This window comes from Tenacibaculum sp. TB-53 (assembly GCF_059716285.2).
The window spans coordinates 2,472,196-2,489,042 of the sequence record NZ_CM202790.1 but is presented as its reverse complement, the minus strand read 5'-3'; the positions used below and the strand labels follow the sequence as shown (position 1 = coordinate 2,489,042).

At 32.4% G+C, this 16,847-nt stretch carries 12 protein-coding genes; 3 read left to right on the top strand and 9 right to left on the bottom strand.

Annotated features, from left to right (window positions below; all coding sequences use genetic code 11):
• Genes AC3VJB_RS11445 through AC3VJB_RS11435 form a run of 3 tightly spaced genes read right to left on the bottom strand, consistent with a single transcriptional unit; the run spans window position 1 to window position 3,434 of the window.
• Window positions 1–477, bottom strand: a complete 477-nt coding sequence (locus tag AC3VJB_RS11445) for a toxin-antitoxin system YwqK family antitoxin (protein WP_047787893.1) — start codon at window positions 475–477, stop codon at window positions 1–3.
• Window positions 467–2,089, bottom strand: coding sequence for a 4Fe-4S binding protein (locus AC3VJB_RS11440; RefSeq protein WP_437823492.1), 1,623 nt, complete (start codon window positions 2,087–2,089; stop codon window positions 467–469). Before AC3VJB_RS11440 ends, AC3VJB_RS11445 begins: the two co-directional genes overlap by 11 nt.
• A 1-nt stretch (window position 2,090) precedes the next feature.
• Window positions 2,091–3,434: an NAD(P)/FAD-dependent oxidoreductase gene (locus tag AC3VJB_RS11435; RefSeq protein WP_437823491.1), complete on the bottom strand. Its 1,344-nt coding sequence runs from the start codon at window positions 3,432–3,434 to the stop codon at window positions 2,091–2,093.
• Between the two features lie 140 nt (window positions 3,435–3,574).
• Here AC3VJB_RS11435 and AC3VJB_RS11430 point away from each other — a divergent pair, with 140 nt between their 5' ends.
• Genes AC3VJB_RS11430 through AC3VJB_RS11420 form a run of 3 tightly spaced genes read left to right on the top strand, consistent with a single transcriptional unit; the run spans window position 3,575 to window position 6,755 of the window.
• Window positions 3,575–4,444 (top strand): transporter, encoded by an 870-nt coding sequence (locus AC3VJB_RS11430; protein ID WP_497667164.1) that lies wholly within the window; start codon window positions 3,575–3,577, stop codon window positions 4,442–4,444.
• Window positions 4,445–4,465: 21 nt separating this feature from the next.
• Window positions 4,466–5,473, top strand: a complete 1,008-nt coding sequence (locus AC3VJB_RS11425) for a glycoside hydrolase family 113 (RefSeq protein ID WP_497667163.1) — start codon at window positions 4,466–4,468, stop codon at window positions 5,471–5,473.
• Entirely contained in the window at window positions 5,457–6,755 is a 1,299-nt protein-coding gene (locus AC3VJB_RS11420; protein ID WP_497667162.1) for a POTRA domain-containing protein, read from the top strand. Before AC3VJB_RS11425 ends, AC3VJB_RS11420 begins: the two co-directional genes overlap by 17 nt.
• Window positions 6,756–6,865: 110 nt before the next feature.
• Here AC3VJB_RS11420 and AC3VJB_RS11415 read toward each other — a convergent pair whose 3' ends face one another.
• The 6 genes from AC3VJB_RS11415 to AC3VJB_RS11390 form a co-directional block, all read right to left on the bottom strand.
• Window positions 6,866–8,959, bottom strand: a complete 2,094-nt coding sequence (locus AC3VJB_RS11415; protein ID WP_497667161.1) for a S46 family peptidase — start codon at window positions 8,957–8,959, stop codon at window positions 6,866–6,868.
• A gap of 91 nt (window positions 8,960–9,050) precedes the next feature.
• Window positions 9,051–9,935 (bottom strand): sterol desaturase family protein, encoded by an 885-nt coding sequence (locus AC3VJB_RS11410; RefSeq protein ID WP_497667160.1) that lies wholly within the window; start codon window positions 9,933–9,935, stop codon window positions 9,051–9,053.
• 34 nt (window positions 9,936–9,969) lie between these two features.
• Window positions 9,970–10,806, bottom strand: a complete 837-nt coding sequence (locus tag AC3VJB_RS11405; RefSeq protein WP_497667159.1) for a metallophosphoesterase family protein — start codon at window positions 10,804–10,806, stop codon at window positions 9,970–9,972.
• Window positions 10,782–12,131 (bottom strand): sodium:solute symporter, encoded by a 1,350-nt coding sequence (locus AC3VJB_RS11400; protein WP_497667158.1) that lies wholly within the window; start codon window positions 12,129–12,131, stop codon window positions 10,782–10,784. Before AC3VJB_RS11400 ends, AC3VJB_RS11405 begins: the two co-directional genes overlap by 25 nt.
• 38 nt (window positions 12,132–12,169) lie before the next feature.
• On the bottom strand, window positions 12,170–13,594 hold the full coding sequence (locus AC3VJB_RS11395; protein WP_437823484.1) for a SusD/RagB family nutrient-binding outer membrane lipoprotein: 1,425 nt from the start codon (window positions 13,592–13,594) through the stop codon (window positions 12,170–12,172).
• An 11-nt stretch (window positions 13,595–13,605) separates the two neighbouring features.
• A complete protein-coding gene (locus AC3VJB_RS11390; RefSeq protein ID WP_497667157.1) occupies window positions 13,606–16,821 on the bottom strand; it encodes a SusC/RagA family TonB-linked outer membrane protein in 3,216 nt (1,071 codons plus the stop codon).
• Between the last annotated feature and the right edge of the window lie 26 nt (window positions 16,822–16,847).

Below are 16,847 nucleotides of genomic sequence, written 5' to 3'. Positions count from 1 at the left end.
TTATTTTAAGTCGTTGAGATTGTTTTCTTTTGCAAAAGAAGACAAATTATTCCATTCTTTTAGCTTTAGTCCTTCTTTAAACTTTATAGCTTTTGTTACCTTATGTTTTTTGTATAATAAACAGTAACCGTTTTTTTTATTGTTTTTGATTTGACATTTTTGATAAATACCTCCTTTATTATTGTAAAAGACCCACCATTTGTTTGGTAATCCATTAATAAAATGTCCTTCCTTTTTTTTAAAAGAGTTTTCATAATAAAAATGCCAATACTTAACAGGAAGGTTATTTTTAAAACTTCCTTCTTTTTTAATGTTTCCATTTTTGTAATAAAAAATCCAATAATCGGTTTTTTTATTATTTTCAAGCCAGCCTTCTTCTTTTAATGTTCCTTCTTCATAAAATGATTTATGATATGTTTTTTGCCCAACTAAAGAGAAAGTAATAAAAAAGCATAGTATGAAAACATTATTTTTCATTTACCAATTTCATTAAATCAACATCGTTACCTAATAAAACCTCTGTTGGGTTGATACGTCCTTTTTCCGGACCATTTTCTAACTTTAATACTCCTCTAGGGCATACTGCCGAACAAATACCACAACCAACACAACTTGCACGCACTATATTTTCTCCTTTTTGGGCATATGCACGTACATCAATACCTTGTTCACAATACGTAGAACAATTTCCACAAGAAATACATTGTCCGCCATTGGTAGTAATTCTAAATCGAGATTTAAAACGTTGTACAATTCCTAAATAAGCGGCTAACGGACAACCGAAACGACACCAAACACGGTTTCCAAAAATTGGATAAAACCCTGTACCAATAACTCCTGCAAACCAAGCTCCTATTAAAAAGCTGTAGGTGTCTTTTATCCATTGAGAGTTGATTCCAAGGAAAGATTGAGCTCCAGTAAAGTAACAGTATAACGTTACAACGGTCATTATTAACGAAAATACCAAAACACTATGTATTAACCAGCGCTCTAGTTTCCATGCATTCATACTTTTGTTAGAATGCTGACGGTATGGATCACCTAAAGTTTCAGCTAAACCACCACAACCACAAACCCAAGAGCAATACCATCTTTTTCCAAAGAAATATACCATTACAGGAACAATGATAAGCGTAAGCACAATACCCCAAACTAAAATAAATAAACCAATAGCTCCGCTATTTCTTAAACTATCTAAATTCCATTCAAAAAAGAAATCATAGTCTAACGGAAAAGCATTTTTAAAATCATACCCAGGCATATTTAAACTGGTCATGATTTCTGGGATAAGGAAGGCAAATACAATCTGAAAAAATAAAACAGAAGTTGTTCTTATAACTTGGTATTTGTTGTGTCTATACTTTATATACATTCTCACTCCCATTGTAAGCATAATCACACAGTATAAAAAACCGTATACAAACCACTGGCTTGCCTCACCGCCGTTTAAAAATTTACTGATAGGATCTAATATAAAAGTCCAGTTCACCACATAATCAGGAAAAAAATAAAGCAACAAGTAAAAAACAACTAAGTAAATTAAAACTAACCAAGCTATCCATCCTCGATTTGTACTAGCTTCTAAATAAATACCATTATTCTTTATTCCTTTTGGACCAAGTAAAATAAAATTAGGAAGTATAAATAACAGTGCTCCCAAAATACCTAAACCAAAAGTGAGTAACCATAGCAAACTTGAGTTGTTTCTAACAAAACCATTTCCAGCTTTTTTAGCTAACTCATAACTTAAGGTATGGGGTTTCCCATAAATTAAATATTGGTATTGTTCACCTTTTTTATCCCAATTTTTTTCAGTGTCGTATTTAGCAATTAGAGTATTATAATGATTGTTAGATGCTTCATAAGCATTTCTAACCCGACTAGAAAATTCAAAAATATTAAAGCTTTCATCGGTAACAATAGCTTTACTGAGTTCCTCTTTTATGATTTCGCTTTTATATCCTTTTTCAGTAATAAATGAATCTAGTTCTGATTGATTTAAATTAAAAGAACCCGTAAAAATTACTCCTGAAAAAATGATTAACCCTATTAAGAATAGAAGTAGACCTGTTTGTTTTATTATTTTCATCCTAAACTCTGCTGAAAATTCGCTTCCAGCTTTTCTTTTTTAATTGAATATTGGTGTTGTTTTCTTTGTTGAATTTTGCTACAATTTCTGATTCGTGAAGTTTATAGAATTCTGGGTCGAAGTTTGCATCTGCTAAATGTTCTAAAGTATAAGTTACAGACTGCTTTTCATTCAAAATTTTGTCAAAAAACTCATGACGCATTCGTATCCCTAATGTATTTATACCAAGGAATTCTTGCGTGTTTTTATCATAGTTAATTCGAATACATTTTTTACCACTTTCGTGTTCCCAGTAAAAATGAGCTTCATTTTCTTTAGGTTGCGGCCATACCCAACCATAAGTTTGGTATTCAATATCAATAAATTTTGCTGAGTTAAACCAGTGCCCTGGTTTGTATTGAATTCGATTGCCACAAATAGTTTGTGCAACAGTTTCTCCCATCATTCTACCAGTGTACCAAACAGCTTCAATAGGACGACGTAAACCAATTGCTTCATGTTGTTCTGCACAATCTCCAATTGCATACACATCTTTGATATTGGTTTCTAAAAAACGATTGACTTTAACTCCTCTACCAAGTTCAATTTTCGAATCTTTTAAAAAGTCAATATTAGGAGAAACACCAGCAGTCAAACCAACAACATTACAAGGTATTTCTTCACCAGTCTCTTCAATAATTACAGATGTAACTTGCCCGTTTTTATCTGAACTTATCTCCTTCAAGTTTACACCTAAGCGTAAATCGATATGATTTTCTATAATTTCACGATTTATCATGGCAGATTCTCCCTTGGGTAACACTTTGTCCCAAAAACTATTTTCACGAACTAAAAAGGTAACAGGGATATTTCTGCTATGAAGCATTTCGGCAAGTTCAATTCCAATTAAACCTCCACCAACAATAACAGCTCTTTTACATATTTTGTTGTTTGGAGCATATTGTTCAAGAGCCTCTAAATCTTGTTTATGATACATTCCCATAACACCTTTTAAGTCTTGTCCAGGCCAACCAAACTTGTTAGGTTTAGAGCCAGTGGCTATAATTAACTTATCGTAAGACAGTTTTTCTCCAGTGCTAAAGGCTATTTCTTTTTCTGATGAATGTACTTTTGAAACAAACCCTTTTTTGAGATTGATTCTGTTTTTTTTCCAAAACCAAGATTCGTAAGGTTGTGTATGTTCAAATTTCATGTGTCCCATGTACACATACATTAAAGCAGTTCTTGAAAAGAACTCATCAGTTTCAGAAGAAATAAGGGTAATTTTTTTGTCTGATAATTTTCTGATATGCCTTGCGGCTGTAACTCCAGAAATTCCATTACCAATAATAACAACGTGCTCCATAAATGTTGATTTGCTGTTTAGGTCGTTGCTAAAGTTAAGAACTTAATAAAGGAATTGAATTTAGAATGATTTTAAATAAAAGGGCTTTGTAAGAGAAGTTTTTTTTAAGCGACTTAAGATCTATATAAAAAATTAACCTTATGAAACGACAATTAGTAAGCCTTACAGTTTTACTGTTTTTTGTAGTGCAACTTTCAAATGCTCAAGATGATAAAGCAGAAAAATCAAATATTCAAATATATACACCATCTAAGCTTTTAAATAATGGTCAGTGGGATATTAAATGGTTTAATAACCTATATACTGAAACAAAATTTGCAGATGCAGATGGTAACACCAAATCGAAAGCAAGAGAGAATTACTTTACTTCAACGTTGGAAGCTTTCACTGGAATTTCTAAAAATAACCGTATTAACGTAGGAGCAATTGTAGAGTTTCGTTCCAACACAATAGGAGGGCGTCAAGCATTATCAGTATTTAGTTTAGAAGATAACCCAAATTCTGAAAGAAAAGGAATTACATCAATTGCACCAGCTATTAAGTTTCAACCATTAAAAAATGTAGGAAACTTTTCCGTTCAATCAGCAATACATATTCCTTTGGTGAGTAATGAAACAGAAAATGGTGTCTTTTTAGATCAAACAGCATGGACTTTTCAGAATCGGTTCTTTTATGATTATACTTTTTCTAGTGGAAAATGGCAGTTATTTACAGAGTTAAATACGGAGTACAATTTTGGTGATGAGGATAGCTTTGCGAACAATACTTTTTTGTTAACTCCTGGTGTTTTCTTTAGTTATTTTCCCAACGAAAAGTCTACCGTATTAGTGTTTTCTCAACATTCACAAAGATTTGGAGATTTTACACAAGATTATACAGCTTTAGGTTTGGGAGGAAAATATCAATTAACTAGTGTTTTAAACTTAGAGGTATTGTACAGTAATTTTGTTAGAGGAAACAACAATGGGCTAGGACAAAGTTTTAATATAGGATTAAGGGCATTATTTTAAAAATAGTAAATTAGAGGAGTAATGAAAACTCTAAAACTCCTTTTTATAAGTTGTATTTTTTTGGTAAGCTCTTGTACGAGCCAATCAAAAAAGATAAACGGTGTTAGTTTTGTTGCTTCTTCAAAGAAGATAACAAGTGACCATATTAATGATGTAAAAAAGGTATCAGCAAATTATGTAACGTTGATGCCTTTTGCTTTTGTTAAAAGCTTGTCTTCTCCAAATGTAATTTATGACTCCAAAAAGCAATGGTTTGGAGAGACAAAAGAAGGTGTAAAACAATATGCCAAAGAGTTTCAACAAAGTAAAATAAAGATTATGTTGAAACCACAAATTTGGGTTTGGAATGGGGTGTATACAGGAACTATAAAAATGAAATCTGAAGATGAATGGAGAGAGTTAGAACAATCGTATGAAGATTTTATCCTCGTTTTTGCCAAAGTAGCAGAAGAAATTAATGCAGAAATTTTTTGTATTGGAACAGAATTGGAGCAGTTTGTAAAAAACAGACCAGAATACTGGAAAAAACTCATTAAAAAAATTAGAAAGGTATACTCTGGAAAATTGACCTATGCAGCAAATTGGGATGAATTTAAGCGAGTAGACTTTTGGGAGGATTTAGACTTTATAGGAATTGATGCTTATTTTCCGTTAAGTGATCAAAAATCCCCCACTCTTAAAGATTTTGAAAAAGGTTGGCAACCTCACAAAAATGAAATTATTCAGGTTCAAAGTAAATTTAATAAGTCTGTTTTATTTACCGAGTATGGATACAGAAGCGTAAATTTTACTGGAAAAGAGCCATGGAACTCAGTTAGAATAGAAGGAGATGTCAATTTAGAAAATCAACAAAAAGCATTACAAGCTTTGTATAACCAGTTTTGGAAAGAAGATTGGTTTGCAGGTGGTTTTGTTTGGAAATGGTTTCATAATCATAAAGAAGTTGGAGGGGAAGATAACAATAGGTTTACACCTCAAAACAAACCAGCAGAATTGACTATAAAAAAAATGTATGAAAGTAGTAAATGAGAAATATAATAATGAGTATCTATTTTTCTTGAAAATAATAATTCTTGCAACATTTTGGTTGTCTGTAAACTGTTATTCACAAGAGAAAAGTATAGAAAAAATTACTTTTTCAGGAGCCAAAAAAACTAAAACACATGTCTTAAAGAAAATACTGAAATCAAAAGAAAATAAAGTGCTTGATTCAATGGTATTAAAAGAAGACATGATTCGTTTGAAGCGTTTACCAGCAATTTCTAATGCATATTTTAAAGCATCATGTTCTGAGGGTAAATGTAATGTTGTTGTAACTGTAGAAGAGAACTTTACAATAATTCCAGAAGTTAATTTTCACAAAACGATCAATCAAAAATTAGCCTACAGAATAGGAGTGGGTGAGTATAACTTTTTGGGTAGGAACATGACCTTAGGAGGGTTTTATCAATATAATGGTTTTGATTCTTATGGAATTAACTTTAGGGCGCCTACGTTATTTTCAGCAAAATGGGGAGTATCATTAAGTCATCAAAACTGGATGAGTGAAGAACCACTGTATTTTGATAATGAATCGGCCAATTATAAGTATCAGAATATCTCTTATGAAGCTTTGGCTTTATACCAACACAATTTTAAAAATCAGTTTCAATTTGGGATTAATTTTTTTGAGGAAAAGTATAATTATTTAAGAGGAAGTACTTCATCGGATGTTCCTACTGAGTTAAATGTAGATAAAAAGCTATTGAAGTTAATTTATGTTTTTGATAATCTAGATTATAATTATCAATACATTAACGGAATAAAAAATGAGTTTCATGGACAGTATGTAACTTCTGAAAATGAATATCAGAATGATTTTTTAATTTTTTGGAATGACTTTTTTTACTTTAAAAGAATAGGTGAAAAAGGAAATTGGGCAAACAGATTGCGTTTTGGTTTGTCATCTAATGATGATACTCCATTTGCTCCATTTGCTTTAGATAATAATTTGAATTTACGAGGAGTTGGTATTTTAGTTGATCGAGGTACTGGAAGTATTGTTTGGAATACCGAATATAGGCATACGCTATATGAAAAAAAATGGTTTGTTATTCAAAGTAATGTGTTTGTAGACGCTGGAACATGGCGTAATCCAGGAGGAAGTTTTAATGATTTTATCAATAGTGATAATATGAAAGTTTATTCAGGTATAGGTTTACGTTTCATTAATAAAAAAATATTTAATGCAACTTTTAGAATTGATTATGGGCATGGGCTTACAAAGAATGGATCAAAAGGATTTGTGTTTGGCATAGGTCAATATTTTTAATCACAGATAGCCTAGAGTTTAATCTCGAATGAGTTGTTTATTTGCATAAAAAAACGAGGTTGTGAAATACAAACCTCGCTTTTTAAGCTATTCTTATGTAGAAAAACGTTTTATTTTTTCTTTGGGTGTACTAACTTCATTTCTTCAATTAAGTGTTTTGCTCCTGCATATTTATCTACAATAAATAATACATAGCGAACATCAACCATAATATTTCTACAAATTTCAGGATCGTAATTCATATCACTCATCGTTCCTTCCCATACACGGTCGAAGTTTAAACCAATTAAGTTTCCGTGTGCATCAATAGCAGGGCTACCAGAGTTACCACCTGTGGTATGATTGGTTCCTAAGAAACAAACAGGAACTTTTCCGTTTTTATCAGTGTATTGTCCAAAATCCTTAGCGTCGTATAAATCGCGTAACTTTTGAGGAACGTCAAATTCATAATCACCAGGAACGTATTTTTCAATAACACCATCTAAATAACTTACAGGATTGTAGTACACAGCATCTCTAGGAGAGTATCCACGAACTTGACCGTAAGTAACACGTAAAGTGCTATTAGCATCAGGAAAATAGCGTGCATTTGGTAATGCTTCCATTAATGCTTTCATGTATGTTTTTTGTAACGCTGTAATTGGCTGATTTTTCTGTTGAAACTCAGGATTGATTTTTGTGTAAAACTCTTCAATCATAGGCTTAGCATATTGGTAAGCAGCATCTTTGTTTAAGTTTTTTACCACCTTTTTAGCGTCTCCTTCTAATAATTGTAAAGCTTTATTTAAATCAGTAAAATTTGTTTTGTCATAAATAGAAGCATCTACATTAGTAGGATTGTATAAAGGCATTACATTTTTAAACACTCCTTTATCAACATTTACATCAAAGTTTTTATGAATTCCTTTAATTCGATTTACCAAAGAAGTTCTAGCTTCTTCAAACTTTTCAGGTTTATTTAAAGCTACTTGTTCTAACTGATACGCTCTAAAAGTCATTTGCATCAACTCGTTGGTAACTAAGAAAACTTCAATAAAGTTTCTTCTTTTAATATTAATATCAGCAAAGTCTGCATATAATTTTTCAAACTCAGGAAGAATATTTCCGTAGATTTTTTCTAATCTTTTTTCTTTTAATGCTTTTTTGAAGGTAGCTTCAAAAGCTTGACGCTCTGCGATAGCATTACTCTTTTTAATTCCTAGATTTTCACCAATCCATTTTTTCCAAGCATTTGCAATACGTGCTTGTTTTGAAGCATATTTAATACGAACAGCATCACTAGCTTTCATTTGTGCATCAATTTCTTTTAATGCAGCTTCTCTAATAGCAATGTTACTCGGGTTAAACTCTTGTGTAATGTGTTTTATGGCAACTGCAGGTAAGTATTCGTTTGTACGACCAGGGAATCCAAAAACCATAGTAAAATCACCTTCTTCAATTCCATCTAAAGAAACTGGTAAAAAGTGCTTTGGTTTGTAAGGAACGTTGTTTTTGCTGTATTTAGCAGGACGATTGTTTTTATCAGCATAAATTCTGAATAATGAAAAATCTCCCGTATGACGTGGGAAAACCCAGTTATCGGTATCACTACCAAATTTACCAATACTACTTGGTGGTGCACCTACTAAACGAACGTCTTCAAATTTTTCTGTAACAAATAAGAAATATTGATTGCCTTTGTAAAATGGCTTTACTTTAACACCTTGCCATGTTTCTTTTTGTACTGTTTTTTGAATTTCGTTGATGTTTTTATCAATAGTCGATTGTTTTTCACGTTCAGTCATAGTATCAGTAACCCCATTCAATGCTTTGGTAGTTACATCATCAATACGAACAATAAATTCAACATATAGCCCTTTATTAGGTAATTCTTCTTTTTTATTCATCGCCCAAAAACCATCTTTTAGGTAATCATTTTCTAAAGATGAGTGAGATTGAATTTGTCCAAAACCACAGTGGTGATTGGTTAAAATTAATCCTTCAGGAGAAATCACTTCGCTAGTACAACCTCCGTTAAAATGCCCAATAGCATCTTTTAAACTTGAGTTATTTACATCATAAATGTCTTTAGCGGTAAGTTTACTTCCTAAAGAGGTCATTTCTTGTTCATTCATTCCTTCTAAAAGAGAAGGAATCCACATACCTCCTTGCTGTGCAGTAACTTGAACGACAATAAATAAGAATAGAATTTTTATATACTTCATCTGTGTTATTTTTAAAAAGCTAAAGATACAAATTGGCAGCAAAACAGCTAATTGAAAGTATTAAGTAATAGGTTAAAAAAGACTTAAAATGTTATTTTTTTCCTATTGGATATATTTCTTGGTGAATAAAGTCTTTAGGGAATTTTTCATCCCCGTCAAAACCTAATTCAATATCACGCCCATTGTAAGGAATGTAGTCAGTTTTAAAAATGTAATCCCATATGCTTAGCGTAATTCCAAAGTTTACTCCCATTTTTCTGCCTTCAGGAAGCTCTTTTGCATGATGCCAAATATGCATTCTTGGATTGTTCAGAATATATTTTAACCAACCGTAATCCCAGTTAATATTGGCATGATTAAGATGACCAATAGTAATGTTGAAAAAATGAACAATAGCAACGTCTTGTGCTGTAAATCCGCCCATAATAGCAAGCGGAATATACTTCATAGAGTTATATACTACGGGTTCCATCCAATGGTAACGTAAGTGGGCAGCAAACCCCATTTGTTTTACGGAATGGTGCACTTTATGAAAGTTCCATAAAAATTCATATCGATGTAATAATGTATGAGTGAACCACTGTACAAAATCAATACTAATAAAAAATACTAAGAGTCTCGCCCAATAAGGAAATGTGTTGATGTCTAATAATTGAAAATTAGCAACCGATAATCCAACCAAACCTAAAATATCATTAAAAAACTGCTCTGCTGTATTTGATAAGGCAATAAGAACGATGAGGTTTAGTAAAAAGAAATTGAAAAACATGTAAAAAGTATCCAGCCAAAAATCTTTACGAAATAAAGGTTGGTTTTTGCGCCAAGGAAAGATAATTTCTAATCCCCAAACAATAAGAGAAATTATAATTAAACCATAAAAATAATTTTCCCATTGAATTTCAAACAAAACAGATTGTTTTAAGTAGTTCCAATAACCAGTGTAGGAGTTTTTTACGATTTCTAGGTATCTTTCCATAGGAGCTATAAATTTCAGCAATAAAAATAATGAATTAATGATTTATAATTTTAAATAAATCTCGTCCTTTCCATAGTCGTTCTTCTTGGGGCAAAATTTCCATATTGTCCCAAAAACCTGTAAGTAATGTTTGTGCATAAGCAGGAGGTAGCTGTTGTTCAGTCATTAATGTATTTGCTTTTTTATAATTATAAGAAAGAGTATGAAAAGAGTATGAAAAACCATTAGTGTCATTTAAAATGGCATACCAAACATGTGGTTTTGCATTGTTAGCAGGCATGCCAATAACTCCCGGGTTTAACCAAAGAAGCGAGTCTTTTTCATCTGTAAAAGGAAGTCCGGAATGTCCAGCAACAATTACATCGCAATTAGTTTCATTGAATGATGAAATTTTATTTTTCCATGGAGTAGATTTAAAAATAAATTCAGAAATATAATGGTATGAACCATGTACCATGAAAATCTTTTTATTTGCATAAGTAAAAGAGATATAATTGGGTAGGGTTTGCATCCAATTAATTGAAGCTTCCGAAAGTTGGTTTTGAGCAAAAGGATACCACGCTTTTGAAAAAACATCACAACGAGAACCTTCTGTAAAATCACAACCACAATTAACCTCTCTATTTCGTAACTGTTGTTCTACATTTCCAATAATACTATGTGCTCCCCAGTTTATAAAGGTTTGTACTGTTTCTTCTGGTTGTGCACAATAGCCAACAATATCACCTGTGCAAAAACAGTTTTCAGGTGCTATATTTTCCTTTTCAACGACTTTAATTAAAGCTTCTAAAGCTTGTAGATTACTGTAAACACCCCCAAACAAAAGTACTTTTCCTTTAACGGTATTTATGTATGTTGTTTTTGTATCCATAACGGAATTAAATAAAGAGTAAAACAAAGAATACTTCCCCAAACATTGCTCCAGAGTAAATTGGCATACTTGCCAGAAGTAAAAATAAACAAAGAAGGAAAGGCATCAAAAACTAATAAAAATCCAATGATAATACCAGTGCCTACAGATAAGTAGTAACTAATTTTAGGAGGTTTTAACTTCCATAATATAAAAACTGGAGCTAGTCCAATAACCATAGTACCGCTAATAGTGGTTGCTGATAAAATTGAAGCGTTTAAGAACACAGGAAGAGTTCCTATAATAGCAATGAGTAGCATTATTATTCTACCAAATGAAACAGAGGGGTTAATGTTTAAATCAATAGCAAAAAGCTTAGCTGTTGATGAAAATGTAGAATCTAAGGTAGATGCAGCTGAGGTAATCATAATAAAATTAACAACTAATAACATTCCAACACCTAAGGTTTTACTAAAAGCAACAGCTGCTTGACCGTTAAGGCCATTGATTTTTCCAAAGATACCTACAAAACTAAATAAAAGAATACATAAAAACCCAATAACAGTAGCCCAAAGAAAGCTTTTTAGGGTTGTTTTCGGATTACTTATAAAACCACGATCGGTTAACACTGGGTCGTGAAAAGGATAGCTAAACGATTGTAAAAAAGCAGCGATAGCTAAGTTTCCTCCTAAAGCCATCGTCCACTCACCAGAATTTGAAACGGTTTCGTAATTTATACCTTTAGTAGAATAAATATTCCAAAGAATAATAGCCAAAAGTACAGAGAAAAATAACATTTGAATTGCATCAGTAAAAATACTACTACTCAAACCTCCTTTTAAAGCGTAAGTCAAGGTTAAAAGTGTAAAAACCACAATAGAAGAGTAGTATGAAGAGCTACCTACAGCTCCAAAATAATAACCAATAACCATGGTGTTTGACCAAACTTCGTTAAATAGTCTAATGAGAATTAAAATTGAAAATACAAGAATAGCGGTATTACCAAATCGAATACCTAAAAAGTCATGAATGCTTTTAAAACCTCCTTTGGTACGTAGTTGATATATAATTATTCCAGCAACGGCAAACGAAAGGTAATACAGTGCATAAGCAACCCCTCCTACAAGTCCAAATTGTAAGCCTAAATTAGCGGCATTGGTAATACTTTTAGCAAAAATCCAAGAGATGACTAAGCTACCTGTGAGTAATAATGTATTAGGTGCTTTTTTATTGTGTGTAGCTTTAAAGAAAGTTTGATTGGTTTGGGCAAAAGGTGCTAATATTAAAAAAGCTAAGCTGGTACTAAGTAGCAAACCCCATTGCCAAATGTATATTATTTCTTTCATTGGTTGTACATGTTCTGAGAAAATTTTAATTTCTTACTTTAGTTATTCCACCAAACACCAAAATTAATACTATTACCATTAGTAGCTTGAGCAGCTAATTCGTAATTTATCTTATTTAAAGAGGCTTCTTCTGCAGGATAGGGCATTCTTACAGGAATTAAATTGTTATTTAAACTTGCTGAAATAGGGTTCAGATTAGGAAACCCAGTTCTACGATATTCTATCCACCCTTCATAGCCGTTAATAATATTAGCAATCCATTTTTGTGTAATAATTTGCTCAAGGGCTTTTGTGTCGTCAAAACTAGCAGTTGTTGTAAGGTAATCATTAGGTATGTTGGTGTTCCAATAACTAAAGGCTTGTTTGGTAGCTAATTCGTATAGTGATTTGGCATCGTGGGTAATAAGACCTTTATGAGCTGCTTCTGCTAATAAAAAATTAGTTTCCCAAGCGGTTATATAATTGGCTTGCAAATTTCCGGAATGTTCTCTAAAAATAAAACCAGCTAATGAATAATCTCCCAATGAAATAGTGGTTTTTGAAGCGTCTATTCCGTTAATTAACCCGTTATAATTACTGGGAATATTACTAGAAGGCCTAAAAAAAGTTTGAATTCTAGGGTCATTTAGCTCTTTTAAAATTTCTTCAATAGTTTTAGACATTACAAAGTTGTTAAAATCTCCTACTCGTAAACGCGCCATTCTAAAGTTATTGGGCTCTCCGTCTGTAAAATTAAAAACAGCATTTTGAGCATTGTTGGCAATGTAGTTGCCATCGGTTACAATTTCTTGAAGTTCTTTTCTTGTATCTTGTTTTGATGAAATACGGATGAGTGCTTTTATTCGTAATGAGTTGGCAAATAAAATCCAGCTATCTAGATTTCCGTTGTATAAAACATCGCCCGTTAGCGGTAAACTACCCGTGTAATTTTCAATTGCTATTATTCCCTTTTTTAAATTATCTAAAATACCTCCATCTGCTAAGTAAATAGCTTCTTGTGTGTCGTATTTGGGAGTAACAGTTTTGTTATCTCCATTAAAAGCATCACTATAGGGAACATCTCCAAAAAGATCTGTCAAAGCCATAGCCATATATGCCTTAAAAATTAAAGCAGGGCCTTCATACACTTTAAGTGTTGGATTATTTTTGGCTTTGTTTAGGATAATTTCATTGTCCCTTAAATTAGTGTAAAATACAGGCCATGGATTCCCTCCTAATTGTGGTGATTTTAAAGCATGACGATCAAATAAATTAAAATCTAAAGCAGTAAGTTGCTGACTTAATAAATTACCAGAAACAAAACCTTCATACGACATTGCCTCTCCATAATTGTAAATAACTTTACGAAATAATAAACTGGGTTCTACATCAACAGGAAAGTTAGGGTTTGTATTTATTTTTTCAAAATCACTAGTACAACTTGTTATAAGTGCTAATAGGAAGAGAGATATGTAATTTTTCATGATATTGTTTTTTAGAAGTTTACACCTAGTTTAAATCCGAAGCTTTTGGTGGTAGCATACGACATATCTTCGACACCACTAACAATTCTATTTCCTTGCACTGCTAGTTGCTCTGGATCAAAATGAGGAATGTTACTAATTGCAAATACATTTTTACCTATAAAAGAAAGAGTTACATCAGCTCCATTTTTAACGAAACCAAAGGCATTGTTTTTTAAATTGAAGGTATAACTGAAGGCAAATTGTCGTAACTTTAAATAAGAGGCGTCATAGACATTGTTTTCTTCATGATTTCTGTCGTAGAATTGTCTGTAATAACTTTCGGGAGTTATTGCAGTTGTATTTGGGGTGTATATTGGGTTTTCTGGAGTACCAGTATTTACAACCCCTTGTGCAATAATACCCGATGTTGGTCGGTAAGTTGTTTCTTTTAACTGACCAGCAACTCCTGCTAAAGCTAAGGTTCTTGAAACTAATTCTCCCCCTAGTCGCCAATCAAAAAGGAAGTTTAAATTCCAGTTTTTGTACGAAAAACTATTGTTGAGTCCCATTGTAAAGTCAGGATTGTAATTTCCTAGTTTTTTAAGTGTAGGGTCTGCAATAAAATTTCCTTCTGATGTTAAGACAAAATCACTTTTTTCATTTTTTAAGTAACCAGTTCCGTAAAAATCACCGATGCGTCCGCCTTCTTCTACTTGAAACCAAACTGTTTGATCTGGATTGTTGTATACTCTTGAATACGCCAATGTAATTCGTCCACTGTTTTGAGGTAACGATTCAATGGTGGCAACATTTTTACTAAAGTTCACAGTAGTATTCCATTTGAAGTTATTGGTTTTAAAAGGAGTGGCATTTATAACAAGCTCTACCCCTTCAGAACGTACTTTTCCGCCATTAACTACTTGTTGTTTAAAACCTGATGAAATAGGAATTGGAAGTGATAAAATTTGATCTTTGGTAAGTGCGTTGTAATAAGTAATATCAAAAGTTAAGCGATCATTAAAAAAACGAAGATCAGCCCCTATTTCAAAAGAAGTTGTTTTTTCTGGGCGTAAGTTAGGATTGGCAATAAAATCTTGACTTGTAAATGCGGGTTGTGCATGTACATTTGTTGTGGGGATAAAGGTTCTTGAGGTTTGATATGGATTGGTGTCGTTACCAACCTGAGCAATGCTTGCACGAACTTTTGCAAATGAAACCGTTGTAGGAAGGGGAAATAATTTGCTTAAAATGACGCTGGTAGAAACCGAAGGATAAAAGAAAGAAGTATTAGTGGTGGTAATTGGAGTAGCAAGCGCGCTAGACCAATCATTTCTACCTGTAATGTCTAAAAAGAAAATATTTTTATACCCTAATTTTATTAAGCCATATAAACTGTTGATTCTTTTTTCTGATAAAAAATTAAAAGTTTCAATGGGAGAAGCAGCGTTGTTAAAGCTAAAAATACCGGGTTGTGCTAATTGTGTAGTTTGTGTTTGTTGTGTACTAGCTTTTTGATCAAGACGATTTCCTCCTAAGGAAATATCAAGAGTAATATTATTAACTTTAGGGGTATAATTAATTAAAAAATCGGTGTTAATTTCTCTATAGGTTACTTTGTGTTCAGCATATGCGCCATTCCTAAACCGATTGGAACTAAAGTTTCTTAAAAAACGCCTGTTTTCACTAGAGTAATCCATTCCTGTTCTTAGTGTTAGGTTTAGGTTGTTGGTAATTTGTTGTTTTGCTGAAATATTACCAAAAACACGGTCTCTGTTAAATTCATTTCTATTTTCGTGTAATATGAAATATGGGTTGTCAAAAAAAGTATAGTTGAACGAATATTGTTGTTTACCCTCCAATCCTGGTTGCCAATAATTTTTTAAACTGTTAATGTTTAACGATCGAGGCCCCCAAGCTACTAATGAATAATTCACGTTTTCAGATCCGTATCCATTAGAAGGTCTGTTATCACTATTGCTATTTACATAATTAACATGCGAAGTAATGGTAGTGTTTTTTGAAGGGATGAATTGCAAATTAGTAGCAATTGTTTTACGATGTAAATTAACACCTGGTATAATTGATTCACTGTTAACATCGGTCAATGACAAACGATAATTCCCTTTGTTAAATCCCGATGCTATGGCAATATTATTAATCGTTGTAATACCTGTTTTATAAAAATTTATTAAGTTGTTAGGGTGTGCTATAAATGGAGTGGGGGTGATAGGAAGTCCATTGTACAAAGCAGTATCACCTCCTCTAACGGTAGTGCCATCGGGTAGAGATACTGGACTGTCAAATTGAGGAATTAAAGTACCTTGGTTTAATCTTGGTCCCCAACTGTAGGAAATATTGTCGTTAGTTCCTCCACCTAACCCATTAACAAATTCAAAACGTCCAGAATTTCCTTGTCCGTATTCGTTTTGAAACTGAGGAAGTTGGAAAGCTGTGTCAATAAATAAAGAAGAATTAACACTCATTTGAAAAGCATTGCTTCCTTTTTTTGTGTTGATGATAATAACTCCATTAGAAGCTCTAGTACCATATAAAGCAGCAGCACTAGCTCCTTTTAATACAGAAACAGAGGCAATATCATCGGTGTTCACTTCCATAGCACCGTTACCAAAATCAGCTTCTTGAAAACCTGCAGCTGCCTCATTAGTATTATTAAAAATAGTATTATTGTTTATGGGGGTACCGTCTACAATAAAAAGTGGATTGTTATTGGTGAAAGATTGTTCGCCTCGTATAACGATTTTTGAAGATGAGCCAACGCCAGTAGCCCCACCACTGGTAATATTAACACCCGCTAATTTTCCTGATAAATTATCTAAAAAATTTACCGATTTAACTTCTGAAATATCTTTATGTTGGATGCTTTGAATAGCATATCCTAGCTCTTTAGACTCTCTTTTTTTATTTAAAGCAGTAATAATTATTTCGTCTAACCCTGTATTTTCTTCTTGCAAATAAATAGATATACTCTTTTGATTCCCAACTTTAATTTCTGCTGTTTTATAGCCTATAGAAGAAAAAATTAGTATATCGTTTTTGCTCTTTATTTTTAAAGAGTAATTGCCACTATTATCTGTAACCGTTCCTTTCGTGGTGTTTTTGATAGTTACGTTAACAAAAGGAATGGGAGTTCCATTGTTTTTTGAGGTTACTTTTCCTCTAATTGTATATTGAGCATTCGCAAAGGTGGTTAGGCATAATAACAACCCCAGTAAGATTTGTTTCATGTATTTTATAAATTTTGTTTCATATT

What these genes read in the sequence shown, in the direction of transcription:
- AC3VJB_RS11425 (WP_497667163.1), top strand. Translation starts at nt 4,466, where the DNA reads ATGAAAACTCTAAAACTCCTTTTTATAAGTTGTATTTTTTTGGTAAGC.
- AC3VJB_RS11445 (WP_047787893.1), bottom strand. Translation starts at nt 477, where the DNA reads ATGAAAAATAATGTTTTCATACTATGCTTTTTTATTACTTTCTCTTTA.
- AC3VJB_RS11430 (WP_497667164.1), top strand. Translation starts at nt 3,575, where the DNA reads ATGAAACGACAATTAGTAAGCCTTACAGTTTTACTGTTTTTTGTAGTG.
- AC3VJB_RS11410 (WP_497667160.1), bottom strand. Translation starts at nt 9,935, where the DNA reads ATGGAAAGATACCTAGAAATCGTAAAAAACTCCTACACTGGTTATTGG.
- AC3VJB_RS11440 (WP_437823492.1), bottom strand. Translation starts at nt 2,089, where the DNA reads ATGAAAATAATAAAACAAACAGGTCTACTTCTATTCTTAATAGGGTTA.
- AC3VJB_RS11395 (WP_437823484.1), bottom strand. Translation starts at nt 13,594, where the DNA reads ATGAAAAATTACATATCTCTCTTCCTATTAGCACTTATAACAAGTTGT.
- AC3VJB_RS11420 (WP_497667162.1), top strand. Translation starts at nt 5,457, where the DNA reads ATGAAAGTAGTAAATGAGAAATATAATAATGAGTATCTATTTTTCTTG.
- AC3VJB_RS11415 (WP_497667161.1), bottom strand. Translation starts at nt 8,959, where the DNA reads ATGAAGTATATAAAAATTCTATTCTTATTTATTGTCGTTCAAGTTACT.
- AC3VJB_RS11400 (WP_497667158.1), bottom strand. Translation starts at nt 12,131, where the DNA reads ATGAAAGAAATAATATACATTTGGCAATGGGGTTTGCTACTTAGTACC.
- AC3VJB_RS11390 (WP_497667157.1), bottom strand. Translation starts at nt 16,821, where the DNA reads ATGAAACAAATCTTACTGGGGTTGTTATTATGCCTAACCACCTTTGCG.
- AC3VJB_RS11405 (WP_497667159.1), bottom strand. Translation starts at nt 10,806, where the DNA reads ATGGATACAAAAACAACATACATAAATACCGTTAAAGGAAAAGTACTT.
- AC3VJB_RS11435 (WP_437823491.1), bottom strand. Translation starts at nt 3,434, where the DNA reads ATGGAGCACGTTGTTATTATTGGTAATGGAATTTCTGGAGTTACAGCC.